The organism is Allorhizobium sp. Av2 (assembly GCF_021462805.2).
In the GTDB taxonomy this organism is placed as follows: domain Bacteria; phylum Pseudomonadota; class Alphaproteobacteria; order Rhizobiales; family Rhizobiaceae; genus Allorhizobium; species Allorhizobium vitis_G.
In genome coordinates this window covers 2,927,270-2,940,567 of record NZ_CP192696.1, presented here as the reverse complement: position 1 = coordinate 2,940,567, position 13,298 = coordinate 2,927,270, and the positions used below count along the sequence as shown (strand labels likewise).

8 protein-coding genes are annotated in these 13,298 nt (G+C 59.7%); 4 read left to right on the top strand and 4 right to left on the bottom strand.

Translation table 11 applies throughout. From position 1 onward, the window contains the following. Positions 1–6: 6 nt before the first annotated feature. Both FS819_RS13765 and purU read right to left on the bottom strand, forming a co-directional pair. Positions 7–2,931 carry an aminotransferase gene (locus FS819_RS13765; RefSeq protein WP_156551485.1) on the bottom strand — a complete coding sequence of 975 codons (2,925 nt, stop codon included), beginning with the start codon at positions 2,929–2,931 and terminating at the stop codon, positions 7–9. Positions 2,932–3,197: 266 nt separating this feature from the next. Then, positions 3,198–4,082 (bottom strand): formyltetrahydrofolate deformylase, encoded by an 885-nt coding sequence (gene purU, locus FS819_RS13760; RefSeq protein ID WP_156551484.1) that lies wholly within the window; start codon positions 4,080–4,082, stop codon positions 3,198–3,200. 413 nt (positions 4,083–4,495) lie between these two features. Between purU and FS819_RS13755 the strand changes: the two genes are divergently transcribed. Continuing rightward, positions 4,496–5,533, top strand: coding sequence for a glycoside hydrolase family 5 protein (locus tag FS819_RS13755; protein WP_234625067.1), 1,038 nt, complete (start codon positions 4,496–4,498; stop codon positions 5,531–5,533). On the opposite strand, the gene FS819_RS13750 is transcribed toward FS819_RS13755, so the two are convergent. Together FS819_RS13750 and FS819_RS13745 are read right to left on the bottom strand one after the other, a co-directional pair. Further along, a complete protein-coding gene (locus FS819_RS13750) occupies positions 5,476–6,786 on the bottom strand; it encodes a UDP-phosphate alpha N-acetylglucosaminyltransferase (RefSeq protein ID WP_156551482.1) in 1,311 nt (436 codons plus the stop codon). The two genes, FS819_RS13755 and FS819_RS13750, sit on opposite strands and share 58 nt — an antisense overlap. Next, positions 6,783–8,963: a GumC family protein gene (locus tag FS819_RS13745; RefSeq protein WP_197434247.1), complete on the bottom strand. Its 2,181-nt coding sequence runs from the start codon at positions 8,961–8,963 to the stop codon at positions 6,783–6,785. Before FS819_RS13745 ends, FS819_RS13750 begins: the two co-directional genes overlap by 4 nt. Positions 8,964–9,236: 273 nt before the next feature. Between FS819_RS13745 and FS819_RS13740 the strand changes: the two genes are divergently transcribed. From FS819_RS13740 to FS819_RS13730, 3 genes are read left to right on the top strand one after another with little or no spacing between them, the layout of a single operon-like run. Continuing rightward, on the top strand, positions 9,237–10,430 hold the full coding sequence (locus tag FS819_RS13740; RefSeq protein ID WP_156551480.1) for a glycosyltransferase family 4 protein: 1,194 nt from the start codon (positions 9,237–9,239) through the stop codon (positions 10,428–10,430). After that, positions 10,427–11,578, top strand: coding sequence for a GumK N-terminal domain-containing glycosyltransferase (locus FS819_RS13735; RefSeq protein ID WP_156551479.1), 1,152 nt, complete (start codon positions 10,427–10,429; stop codon positions 11,576–11,578). Before FS819_RS13740 ends, FS819_RS13735 begins: the two co-directional genes overlap by 4 nt. Before the next feature lie 54 nt (positions 11,579–11,632). Continuing rightward, entirely contained in the window at positions 11,633–13,153 is a 1,521-nt protein-coding gene (locus FS819_RS13730; RefSeq protein ID WP_156551478.1) for a lipopolysaccharide biosynthesis protein, read from the top strand. The last annotated feature ends 145 nt before the right edge of the window (positions 13,154–13,298 follow it).

Genomic DNA, 13,298 nt, shown 5'->3' with positions numbered 1-13,298 from the left:
CCTGTGCTACCAGCCTTCGGTCAGGACCTTGTCCAGCATGGCCACGAAGAAGCTGGCGCTTTCATAGGTCAAGCAGAGCGGCGGCTTGATCTTCAAGACGTTGAGATGGTCACCGGTCGGCTGCATGATGATGCCGAGGTCGAGCAGCCGTTCGCAGATCGCGGCGGTCTCCTGGGCCGCCGGTTCCAGCGTCTGGCGGTCGCGGACCAGTTCGAGGCCGAGATAAAGCCCCATGCCGTGCACGGCACCAGCCAGGGGATGGACGGCAACCAGATCCTCCAGTTTTTCGCGCAGGAAATCGCCGACATCGCGGGCATTGTCCTGCAAGTTTTCGTCGCGCATGATGTCCAGCACCGTCATGCCGATCACCGAACTGACCGGGCTGCCGCCGGAGGATGAGAAGAAATAACCGTCCTGCTCGAAGGCATCGGCAATCGCCTTGGTGGTGATGACGGCGCCGAGCGGCTGGCCATTGCCCATGCCCTTGGCGATAGTGATGATATCAGGGATGATGCCCTGCTGCTCGAAACCCCAGAAATGATGGCCGAGGCGGCCATAGCCGACCTGAACTTCATCGGCGATGCATAGCCCACCGCGCGCCCGGATCAAGGGATAGACGCCCTGGAGATAGCCGGGCGGCAAGGCGATGCCGCCAGCATTGCCAAACAGGCTTTCGGCAATGAATCCGGCCAGACCCGCACCTGCGGCATCGATGTCCTCCAGCGTCTTTTCCACCTCAGCGACATAGGCGGCAGCGCTGTCTGGCCCTTTATACGGGCCGCGATAGCTGTTGGGCGCGGTGACGGGCCATACCCAGTCCGGCCTGGTTTCCAGGGCGCGGGGATTATCGGCAATCGAGGTGGAGACCGCGTCGCTCGCCATGGTCCAGCCGTGATAGGCTTCCTTCAGGCTGACGATGTTGCGTTTGCCGCTGGCTGCCCAGGCAAGCCGGATGGCGAGGTCCACGGCTTCCGAGCCGCTATTGACCAGGAAGACCGTGTCCAGTCCTTCCGGCGCAAGGCTTGCCAACCGCTCAGAAAATTCGGCGACGGCGCGGTAATGAAAGCGGGAATTGGTGTTGAGACGCGACCACTGCGCCCAGGCGGCATGGGCAAGACGGGGGTAGCCATGGCCGACGGTGGCGACATTATTGACCATATCAAGATAGGCGCGGCCCGCCATGTCGAACAGATGCTCACCAAAACCACGCTCGATCTGCGGCGGATGGGCATAATAGTGCTTTTGCGGGCTGGCAAAATGCTGGCTGCGGGTCGCAAGCAGGGCTTCGCCGCTTGCCAACGGCGCATCCAGATCGACGCCGAACAAGGCGGCGGGCGACAGGCAGACGCGCCGCCACGCATAGGCGTGATCGGGTCTGGCAAAAAGTGGCGGCACGAGGTCGGTGTCGCGGCACAGCTGCAATCGCAGCCCGCCCACGGACCCTTCGGCACCGGCAATCCGGCCGAGTGGCGTTCCCGCCTGCAATGGCGTGCCGTCTTCAAACTGGCATTCCAGCCCATGGATATGCAGGGCCAGATCCGGCGCCATCAAGATGAAGTGCTGGCTGGTGCGCTTCAGCACGCAATCGAAGGGCACAACGGCCTCGGTTCCCGCTGGCAGGCAGGCATCGACATGCAGCGCAAAGGTTGCTGGCATGCGCGGTGATAAAAGCCTTGTATAGGACAGGCGGCATTCACCGTAGCGGGTTGCGGCAACGCCGGTATCGGCGGCGGCCTTGGCCAGCAGCTTCCAGTCGATCTGGGCATCCGCCCAATCGTCCTCGATCAGCGCGGGGCTGAGAGTGGACAGGTCGGTCAGGTGCACGCTGAGCGGATCGATACCGGGCAGAAGCCGGCCAAGCACCGGGTGCTCCTCCGGTTGTTCCTGGCCAAGCGCCGCCAAGATCGCTGCTTCCATGACCGAGAAGGGCAGGGAGGTGGCGAGGGTGAAAATTTCCCGTTCATGTTCCAGATTGCTGAAAACATAATCATTGTCGGGATCGATTGACAATTGCTGCTCGCTGCTGGCCACCAGCACGGCGGCGCGCGCGACGATAAGGGGCCAAAGGGCTTTGATCTCGGCTTCATTCAACGGATAAAGCGCGTGAAAGGCCTGGATAACCGGCAGCACACCGAAGGGATCGCCATCGGCCTGGTGCAAGAGTGCCGCGCAGGTGACGGCAAGGTCACCCACCAGCCAGCCGGTCACCAGATCACCGAAATCGATCACGGCTTGCGGCAGAAGCCGACCGGCGGCATCGGGCGCGCCCATGATGTTGTCGCCGGTCAAGTCGTGATGCACGGCCTGAAGGCGCAGGTCGCCCAGCAACGGATTGATATGACGCATGGTGACGATCATCGCCTTGGCGACATCGTCACGGCGTTTTGGTTCGCTGACGGAGGCCAGCAGATGCAAGGTGACCGGTCCGGCACGCCGCAGGTCCCATTGCAGGTCCCGCTCCAGGCCGGGATGGTCGAAATCGGTCAGTGCCAACGCCATGCGGGCGCAAAAGCTGCCGATGGCGCGCATGGTCGCAGGCGCAAGATAGCTTCGCTGGCTAAGGGATTCGCCCTCGATATAGGTCAGCAGGCGGGCGTAATAGCTTTCCTCATCAAGCGTGACGGCCACGATCTCCTCTCCGCTGAGGGAGGGTACCGGTTCCGGGGCCTTCGGGGCATCGGGGATTTGCGTCAGATGCCGCAAGGCCGCATTCTGGGCTTCCAGTTCGATGCTCGCATATTCCTGGCGGCAGATTTTCAGAACGAAGCGGCGATCACCGGTATCCACGCGGAAATTGCGGTCCTGTTGCGAACCCAGCTCCTTGACGGTGCCTTCAAGGCCATACTGCTCTTTCAGCAGGGTCACTGCCGCCTCAAGCGTCACGTGAGGCCGCGCAAGCCCAGTGCGCTGAAAGAGAAGGGTGTTTGGCATGGACTGCCTCCTGCAGAATCAATCGGCTGAGAGCTGGGCCTGTCCGGTCTGAACTCCGGTCCGACCTGCATCATGCAAGCTCATGTCTGTCTTCTTTTGGTTTCTCGCATTGGAAAGCCGATAACCATGTTTCATGACAAACTCTAGCAGAGAGAATCCGCGCGTCCATCGCTCATCCATAAAATAACATGGGCAATAAACGTTTGAGGTGTGGAAAGAGCCGATTTCGCCTCAGGTGCGGTCCGACTCAATCCGTAAATGCCTGGTTATCCCATGCGTTCCGACGCATAGGAGCCTGGGCTGGCTGGAAAAACCACGCTCTTGTTGCCGTTGATGAAGGTGCGGTGATGGATATGGGCGTGGATGGCGCGGGCGAGAACCTGGCTTTCCACATCGCGGCCGATCGACACGTAATCCTCGGCGTTCTGGGCATGGGTGACACGCGCGACATCCTGCTCGATGATCGGGCCCTCATCGAGATCGGCGGTGACATAATGGGCGGTGGCCCCGATCAGCTTCACGCCGCGCTCGAAGGCCTGCTTGTAGGGATTGGCGCCTTTGAAGCTTGGCAGAAAGGAATGGTGGATATTGATGATCCGGCCTGACATCTTCTGGCACATCTGGTCCGACAGGATCTGCATATAGCGGGCGAGGACGATCAGCTCGGTGCCGGTCTGTTCGACGATATCCATGATGCGGGCTTCGGCTTGTGGCTTGTTGGCCTTGGTCACTGGAATATGGTGGAAGGGAATGTCGTGGTTCACGACGACCTTCTGGTAGTCGAAATGGTTGGAGACCACGCCGACGATATCGATGGGCAGGGCGCCGATTTTCCAGCGGTACAAAAGGTCGTTCAGGCAATGGCCGAAGCGTGACACCATCAGTAGAACCTTGACCCGCTCTGTCGCATCGTAAAGTCCGATCTCCATCTGGAAATTATCGACAACGGGTGTCAAGCCCGCCTCGATTGTTTCGCGGCTTGCGCCCTGTTCGGAAATGAAGCTGACGCGCATGAAAAACCGGTCGGTCCCCAGATCGTCGAATTGCGAGCTGTCAACGATATTGCATCCCATTTCCGCCAGATATCCGGAAAGGGCCGCGACAATGCCGCGCTTGGATGGGCAGGATACCGTCAGAACATAACTCGTCATCTCGTCTTCCTCTGATGTGGCCGGTTTGTACGGCCTCTTTCCGTTAAAGCGTCCTCCGCCTGAAGAAGCGGGTTGTTAGCCTTCTGATTTATGATGCATAATCCATTGTCAATCCCGATCAATCCAGGGGTTCTTGCCTCAGCCTAGTAAACTATTTTTCTTTTAAGGAAAAGTGTCGAAGGCCGTGAGAATGAAACTGCCGGGTTTGTGGGGCAAAAGGTGGTCCGATTGCGTCTTCATGCGCCGAATTGTGTCGCAACGTCGGGTTAGGGCGCCGAATGACAGCGCAAATAGGTCCAGTCGCTGTTTGCCAGCACAACAGCTGCCTGCGTGACAGAACGAAAAACGAGGATAAGAAAATGGCAGCGATGACGACGGACAGGTATGAGAGCGTGTTGAAAAGAACCATAACCATGTCTGTGGCTCTCACGCTTTCGGTGGCACCGGTCATCAGCGGGCAGGCTTGGGCCGGTCAGGCCTGCATGCGAGGGGTCAACCTTTCTGGCGCGGAATTCGGCGAGATTGGCGGGGCACCGGACAGGGCCTATACCTATCCCAGTGCCAGGACCATCGATTACTTTGCCGAGAAAGGCTTCAACTCCGTGCGCCTTCCCTTTAAATGGGAACGTCTGCAACCCAAGCTCAATAGTGCCTTCGACGCTGACGAGCTGAAACGCCTGGATACAGCCGTTGCGCAGCTGAAGGCGGCGCATCTGCGGGTCGTGCTCGATCCGCATAATTTCGCGGTCTATCATCAAAAGCAGATCAATGGCCCGGACGTGCCTGTCGATGCCTTCGCGGATTTGTGGATGCGGCTGGCCGCTCACTATGCCAATGACCAGACCATCGTTTTCGGCTTGATGAATGAGCCCTATGACATGCCCGCCAGCCAATGGCTTCCGGCAGCCAATGCCGCCATTTCCGCCATTCGCCAGGTTGGGGCGAAAAATCTCATTCTCGTGCCGGGCGTGTCCTGGACAGGTGCGCATAGCTGGCAAAGCGATGGCTATGGCGGTGCTAATGGCGAGGTCATGCTGGGCGTGAAGGACCCCGGCAATAATTATGCCTATGAGGTTCACCAGTATTTCGACGCGGATTTTTCCGGTACCAAGGATGAATGCAGCCGGGCAGGCGACGCCGTTGCCGCCATCGAGGCCTTCACGAATTGGCTGCGCAAGAATGACAAGCGTGGCTATCTCGGCGAATTCGGCGCGCCGGGTGGAGAGCCCTGCGTCAAGGGCATCAAGGACATGGTGGCTGTGGTGGAGAACAACCCGGATCGCTGGGTTGGCTGGGCCTATTGGGTGGCCGGTGACTGGTGGCCGGAAACCGAAATGCTCAACATTCAGCCGGGCAAGTCCGGTGACAGGCCGCAACTAGCCGGTCTGACCCCTTATTTGCGCGATTTCTCTGCGGCTGCGGGGGACTGCCCATCATTGCGGTCCCGGTAGGCCAGGATTTTGGTCCAGTCCACCGCATCGGCGGTGCCGATCAGGAACCACATCAGGGCGGCGGTCTTGATCGAATAGAAGGAGTTGCTGATCAACATCAGCAGCAGAAGATAGATTACCATCATGCCCCGGAAGGCCCAGGCCCTGGGGTCTTTCATCGGTGAGAGCACGAAAGCCGCCCAGAGCCCGACAAAGCCGAACAGGCCGAAATTGGTCAGCGTGTAGGAAATGCCGGAATCGGCGGTAAAGGCATCGGTGGTCTTTGCGCCGAGAACCACCTGGAAATCCAGGCTGTTGAGAATGCCTGCCGTCACTTTCAACCGGCCTGACAGATCGTTGGCACCGCCTTCGGCGCCGACGATCAGCCCATAGGCGGCAATCACGGCGAGCAGCAGGAACGGGGCGACCAGCCAGACGGTTTTCGGAATGAAGCGGTAGAGCGGCAAAAGCAGGGTAATGGCGACGCAGGTGAAGAAGCCGAAGCGGGCATCGGCCAGAACAATGCTGATCATGGCCAGCGCCATGACGATCAGCCGCCACGGCATGGCGGGTCGAAACAGCGCCCAGGCATAGAGGATGACGCCGAAATTGCCGGCTGAGACCGGTTCCAGAAACACCGAGGACACCCGGTGCTGGCCGAGAAAGGGCAGGAGGGTGCGCGGCTCCGGTCGCAGGCCGGAAATGAACAGACCCCGTGTCTGGCCGAAGCTTTCCTGAAGTGTCACGGTGCCGCGGGCGATGTAATAGCCGAGCACATTGAAATAATCGAGATAGCTTTCAAGCGCCAGATATTCGTAAAGCGCCACGGTCAGCACGATCAGGCCGCAGGCGATCACCAACCGGTCCGCCAGCCCGACATGGGCAACCCTGCGGCCCATGAAATAGAACCCGACCGGGATGAAGATGTCGCGCAGTGCTTTAAGATCCAGCGCGCCGCGCAAGGCAAAGATCATCAGCATATAGCTGACGAACAGCAGCAGGGTCAGATAGAGGCCGGGGCGCCGGTCGACCGCCAACAGGAAGGCAGCGCCCAGCGTGGTCATTTCCCCCAGCATGACATGGGTGTCGCTGACGGGCATGATCCGGGTGTTAACGAAGCAGAGAAACAGATTGAGCACCAGCCCGCCGATGACAGCGAAGGAGGCAAGCGCCGAGATGAGCCATTCGGGAAGAAACGCCTGATGCTGCGTCTCATCCTCCGTCAGGGACCGGTCGCCGGTGCCGGTCGGCCCGGTTTGCGCCGCCACCCTCATCCGGCGGTCTCAAGCACAATGCGACCCACGACCCGTTCTGCGTCTTCGCCCATCCGTATCAGCAGTTCATCCAGGGCGGCGGTCTCGTCTTGCGCCGTGGTCAAGACGAGAATGACATCGGCCTCGGCGGCAAGGGCAGTAAGATGCTGCTCGCCCCCAACACCACTGGCATTGAACCCGGCGCCGCAGGCATTGATCAAGGTGAAATCGGTTTCCGCCTGAAGGCTTTGCTCGACAAATCGTGAATAGGTGGGACGACCGGAGGAGGCTGATGCTCCCGCTGCTGGCCGGGCTGGCTGGTTATGGGGCAGGGCAATACGCTCGTAGCGCAGGATATGAGAAAGAGGTGCGTCTTCAAGATCGGGCTGCTGCAATGCCTGGGCAAGGCTTGGTCGCGCATTGGTTTTTCTGTGCGAGCGGATCGCTAAGCGATGATCGCGCATGGTGCCATTGGCCAACAGCACGCCGCGATTCCGATCAACCAGCTTCTGCGCCACATCGCCAATAAAGGCGCTGGCCACCGGCCTGCCGGCTGCAACGAAGAGAACGGTCAGATCAGCATAGCCTTCCCCGCATTCGATCAGAAAACCGGCTGTGTTGGCAACCGCATGGGACCACGCGCCGCCCGCAGCCGGTTGTTGTGTGTTTGCCGGGTTGGATGCTGGGACAAGAGGCGAAACCAGCCGACGGCCAAAGGCGGTGATAAAGCTGAACGGATTGCGGGATCTAGGCCTTTTCGGCTCCGTTGCGTCAGCAATCAGAGCGATATGACGTGATGACGCAACCGGCGGCGCTAATTGTGGTTCACTGTTGGTAGGGGTCGCGGCGACAGGCACGATGCGGTCTTGCCGGGGGGCGTCGATATCCTTGCGCGACAGCAGTTCCAGCACCACCGCCAGCGTGCTGCCGAAGGCCAGACCAAACAGGATGGCGGCGGCAAGGATCATCACCTTGAGAGTGGTGACCGATTTTGCTGTCGCCACCGCCTCGGTGATAACGCGGGAATTGTTGATTGAGATTGTCTGTTCCTGGCTCAGTTCCTCGGCGCGGTTGAGGAAGGCCTTGTAAATGGTGCGGATGGCTTCCGCCTCGCTTTCCAGCTGGCGCAGGGTGATCTGGCGGGCGCCGCTGTCGAAACTGGTCTTCGTCAGGCTTTGCAGTTGGGTTTCCAGCGCCTTGCGGTTGGCAACCGCCCGGTCATAGTTGAGCTTCATCGACTGGCGCACACGGTCCAGCTCCTGCTGGATGGCCTGGCGCATGCTCGCCACCTGCGAATTGATCGCCTTCAACTGCGGGTGATTGCCGCCGAGATTGGCGGAGGCTTCGGCCTGGCGGTCCTGTAGCTGGACATAGCGGTCGCGCAGCAGCCCGACCGTGGTGGATTGCACCGCTTCTGGAATATTGCCGTTTTCAACGGCGGCAACAGTGAGATTGCGGGTTTGCTGGTAAATGGCCTGCTGCTGTTCTTCCGCGCCGCGTGCTGCGATCAATTGCTGGTTCAGCCCGGCCAATTGCTGGTCGATCACCAGCCCGGTGACGCCGGTGCTGGCCAGACCGTTGGCTGAGCGGAATTCCTCGACCGCCCTTTCGGCCTTCAACACCCGGTCGCGCAATTCACTGGCCTGTGCCTGGAAGGCGGCGCTGGCCCGGCGCGCGGCATCGGAGCGGGCTTCGTCCACCTGTTTCAGGTAGACGGTGGCAATCATATTGGCAATGTCGGCAGCCGTTTTGGCGATGCGATGCTCGACCGTAATCGACATGATGAAGGACTGGCCTTCGCGCTCGACTTTCACATGCCGGACCAGCCCGCCGATGGTGGCAGCCATGATCTCAGCGGGGGATGCGGCGCTGTCTGGTTTGCCCGCATAGAGATAGGGGTCTTTCGTCAGGTCGAGGCGGTTGACCACTTCCCCCAGCACGGCGCTGGAAAGCACCACATAGATCTGGCTGTCGAGGCTGGCCGGGTCGCTTTGTACGGCGGCTGTCGGCTGACGGCTGTCGTTGCTGGTGGCCGACAGGCCGCGCGGATCGAGCAGGATCTGCGTGGAGGATACATAGACAGGCTTCAGGCTGAGCGCATAGAGAAGCGCCAGACCGGCAAACAGTGCGGCAAAAAACGCCAGGTAATACCAGCGCCGTCGCAAGATCCCGGGAATTTGAAAAATGTCGATGTCCATTTTCATGTCCAGGACCGGAAAACTCCAGCCGGTTGTCCTTCTGAGGGCATTGTCATACCGTTGCTCCGAGGCGGAAAATCCGCTGGCTAACCGCTAAAATGGCAGGCCATGGTTAATGATACCTAACAATTTGGCCCGTTAATCACGATTCTTTACCGCGTTTGTGCAAGGATAGGACATTTATGCACAAGTTGCTTTACCAATGTTTCAAGGCATTCTAACCAAACGATCAGGAAATTGAGGTTCTTTCCGTTTAAACCCGGGGGTATTGGCATGATCATCGGCGCAAGGCGAGCGGCAAGGGAGGCCAAGCCCTCATCCGCACCTTTGATCGTCCAGGTGGTGCGGCAATATCCGCCGGGCCGGGGCGGATTGGAAGATGTGGTCTCCAGCTTGAGCAGGGAGCTGTTACAGCGCGGGTTCAGGGTACGGGTCGTCACCCTCGACCGGCTGTTTTCCGATCCGCACAAGGTCCTGCCAGCCTTTGAAGTGATTGAAGGCGTGGAGGTGGTGCGCATCCCCTATCGCGGCAGCAGCCGTTACCCGCTGGCCTTTTCCGCCTTTCGCCATATCCGCGATGCCGACCTTGTCCATGTCCATGGGGTGGATTTCTTTTTCGATGCTCTGGCGATCGGTCGTTTCCTGCATGGCGCGCCGATGGTGGCGACCACCCATGGCGGTTTTTTTCACACCCGCAAATTCGCCGCGATCAAGCAGATCTGGTTCAGCAGCCTGACCCGGTTATCGGCGAGCGCGTATCGTTCGGTGGTGTGCTGTAGCGCCTCGGACCTTGCTCTGTTCAAGGTCATCCAGCCCAGGCACTCGGTGTTGATTGAAAATGGCGTCGACACCAGCAAGTTTTCCGGACTGGCCTCGCGCCAGCCTGTGAAACGGATTGTGACGATTGGCCGTTTCTCGGTCAACAAGCGGCTCGATCATTTGTTGCAGGCCATGGCCGTGCTGGTGAAGCGCGATCCGCAGTGGCGGCTCGATATTGCCGGTTCGCCATCGGATCTGTCCGCCCAGGATGTCAGCGCGCTCATCGACGCCAATGGTCTGGCTGATCATGTCGGCCTGCATCTGCAACCCGACAATCGCCTTCTGGGCGAGCTGATGTCCAAGGCATCGATCTTTGCCTCGGCATCCGATTATGAAGGCTTCGGCCTGGTGGCCGTGGAGGCAATGAGCGCCGGTCTGGTGCCTGTCCTGCATGAAAACGATGCCTACCAGGCGCTGGCAGCCCAGCATTCCGGCATTGAGCTTGCCGATTTTGCCGATGCCGCGCGCGCAGCGACGTCGATTGAAACGGCGTTCGCCCGGCTGGAAGCCCAGGGTGCCGATCTGCGCCACGCGCTTGCCGCTGATGTCAACCGCTATTCCTGGGAAGGCGTGGCGGAACGCTACATTGCCCTTTACCGGCGCGCCCTGCCTGCCATCCACCGCTGCGGGCAAGAGGCTGCGGCATGAGCAATGCCCAGGTGATGACTGATGTTAAACCGCCCCGTCATGTTCTTGTTGTGACCGGGCAGCATTTCGCCGATGCGCCGCGCAAGGTCGATCTGCATTTCATGGCGGACAGCCTGCTGTCGCAGGGCGACAGGGTGGATTTTCTGGTCTGGCGGCTCAGCCCGATCAGCCGGCTGCTGAAGGATGGGCGTTACGCCTTTGCTCGCACGCATCGCCTCAACCAATGGGAGGCTTTAGGCGATGGACTACGGCAATTCATCTGGTTTCAGCTTTTCCACCCCATAAACCTGAAATTTTCCTGGCTCAATCGCCTGGCCGATCCGCTGTTTTCGCGCGTCAGTGCGGTTTTGCCCAAAGCGGTCCGCGACGGACTGTCTTCCTATACCCATATCCTGGTGGAAAGCGGTCCTTCGCCGCTGTTGGCCCCGGCGCTTCGCCAACATGCGCCGAAGGCCCGGATCATCTACCATGCCGCCGACCGGCTTTCGACCATCGGCGTGCCGCCTGCCGTTTACCGGACGCTTGCCAAGACCATCGGGCTTTACGATAGCGTCCATGTGCTGGCGCAGGCGCTGCTGGCGGATTTTCCCAGCGATGCGCCGCTGCTTTACCTGCCGCATGGCATTGACAAGGCAGCCTTCGATGCGAGCGGTCAAAACCCCTATCAGAGCGGTGCTTACCAAGGCCACAAGCATGCCGTCAGCGTTGGCGACATGCTGTTTGATGCCGATGCCATTGATGTCATGGCCGCGGCCAACCCGGACTGGACCTTCCATCTGTTCGGGGCCAAGTCATTGCCGCGCCGGGTGCTGCCCAATATCGTCGCCCATGGTGAACAGGCATTCGAGCGGATCGTGCCGTTCATCAAATTCGCCGATCTCGGCATCGCGCCTTACCGGGATGGGGCAAGTGCCGATTATCTCAGCCAATCGAGCCTGAAGATGATCCAGTATAGCTATTGCCGCTTGCCGATTGTCGCGCCGCATTTTGCCGCCATGGGGCGGGACCATGTCATGGGCTATGACCCCGCCGATCCGGACTCGATCCGCGCAGCGTTTTCAGCCGCAGGGGATTTTGATCGACAGACGATTGTGACCGATGGTGTTTTAAGCTGGGACGAGACGGTCGATGTCTTGTTTGCGGGGTGATGAAATGGATGGCAGCCTTGTGGACACGGAGAACACCACGGACATGGTGAGGCAATGAGCAATGGAATAGTCGCAAATTCCGCGTTCAATGCGGCGGCGGGGCTGACCCTGCTGGCGACGGGATTCATATGCTCGATCTTCACGGCACGGGTTCTTGGCCCGGAAGCCAATGGCATTATCGCCTTTTCCGTCTGGCTTGCCTCCACGGCGGCACTGGTGGCCGAACTTGGCACCGGCGTGTTATTGCTGCGTCTGCTGCCGCAGCTGAAAGGGCAGGGCTATGGCGAAGCCGACCGCAAAGGGTTCGCCGCCTATCTGCTTTGGCCGGTGGTTGGCTCGACATTGCTGTTGCTAGCCTTCTATTTCCTGTTTTTCTGGGTGGCTGAAAGCAGGCATTGGGCAGAAACCGCGCCTGAGGTGCTGGTGGTGACGGCGTTGTTGTTTGCCACGCAGGCCATTGGGATGTTTGCCAAGAATTACCTGATTGGCGAACAGCGGGTGGATATTTTCTTCCGCATGACCTTGACGGCCGGGCTGCTGCAACTGGTCGGTGTCATCGCGGGCACACTGCTGTTTGGCGTACCGGGCGCGCTGTTCGGTTATGTTCTGGCCTATATTTCCCAGTTTCTCTTTGCTGCCGCCCTGTTGCGCCACAAGGTGAAAAGCTGCGGCATCGGCCTTCGTTATCTGCTTGGCTCCTCCTTCGTGCTCTCGCTGGAATTCATGGTGGATTCGATCTTCCTGAACCGGATCGAGCTGTTCTTCCTGCAACGCTACCAGGGGATCGAGACCGTCGGCTACTATTCCGTGGCGTTCTCGCTGACCAATCTTGCCTTGCAGGTGCCGATCCAGCTTTCCGGCAGTCTTGTGCCTTATTATGCCGAACATCTGCACCGCGCGCCGGGCGGACGGTTGCCTGTGGCGATGTTTGAAAGCGTGGTGCGCAGTCTGGCCTATTTCACGCTGCCGATGAGCCTGGGTCTGGCGGCGGTGTCACATCGGCTGGTCACGCTGGTGTTTGGTGATGCCTTTGCCCCGAGCGCGCCGATGCTGACGCTGCTAGCGCTATCTGTGCCGGTTGCCGTTGCCTGTCAGGTGGCGACACAATATCTGTTTGCCCTCGATAAAATCCGCCAAAGACTGTTTGTCGGGCTGGGCGGTGCGTTTATCATGCTGGTTGGGGATGTTTTGCTTGTGCCTTCCTACGGGGGAGAAGGTGCGGCTTTCGTGCGGATCGTGGTGTTTACCGCCATGAGCCTGGCGATGCTGCGCTGGATGCGGTTCGAAGGGTCATTGGCGCCGCTGGGGTTTAGTCTTTTCAAGGTTACCGTAGCTGCTGGCTGTTGTGCGGCGGCGGCTTTGGCGGTGCAGGATGTGGTGCCGGGTATCGGTGGCCTTGTCCTTGCCATTGTCGGCGCCGTCAGCGTCTATTGCCTGGCGCTGCGGCTGTTGCGGGCCGTGCCGGAGGCGGATGTATCGGTCATGGCAGGGCTGATTGCCCGTTTGCCAAAACGGCTGGCGGGGCCTTTGAATGTGGTTTTGATGTTGCTGACCGCGACACCCAACCGGAGCTGAGGGGGCTACAGCCTCCCTTGTGCTTCCGGTTGGAACAAGGTCTGCTGGCGTCCTTTATATATGCTCAATAATTTTCACCTTAAATCCATGGAGATTTAAGGGATTATGCAGTAGCCGTCTTTGAGAGAGTGCCGTGGGGCAAGGA

Coding starts and splice junctions, on each gene's coding strand:
- FS819_RS13730 (WP_156551478.1), top strand. CDS start 11,633: ATGAGCAATGGAATAGTCGCAAATTCCGCGTTCAATGCGGCGGCGGGG.
- FS819_RS13735 (WP_156551479.1), top strand. CDS start 10,427: ATGAGCAATGCCCAGGTGATGACTGATGTTAAACCGCCCCGTCATGTT.
- purU (WP_156551484.1), bottom strand. CDS start 4,082: ATGACGAGTTATGTTCTGACGGTATCCTGCCCATCCAAGCGCGGCATT.
- FS819_RS13740 (WP_156551480.1), top strand. CDS start 9,237: ATGATCATCGGCGCAAGGCGAGCGGCAAGGGAGGCCAAGCCCTCATCC.
- FS819_RS13765 (WP_156551485.1), bottom strand. CDS start 2,931: ATGCCAAACACCCTTCTCTTTCAGCGCACTGGGCTTGCGCGGCCTCAC.
- FS819_RS13750 (WP_156551482.1), bottom strand. CDS start 6,786: ATGAGGGTGGCGGCGCAAACCGGGCCGACCGGCACCGGCGACCGGTCC.
- FS819_RS13745 (WP_197434247.1), bottom strand. CDS start 8,963: ATGGACATCGACATTTTTCAAATTCCCGGGATCTTGCGACGGCGCTGG.
- FS819_RS13755 (WP_234625067.1), top strand. CDS start 4,496: ATGTCTGTGGCTCTCACGCTTTCGGTGGCACCGGTCATCAGCGGGCAG.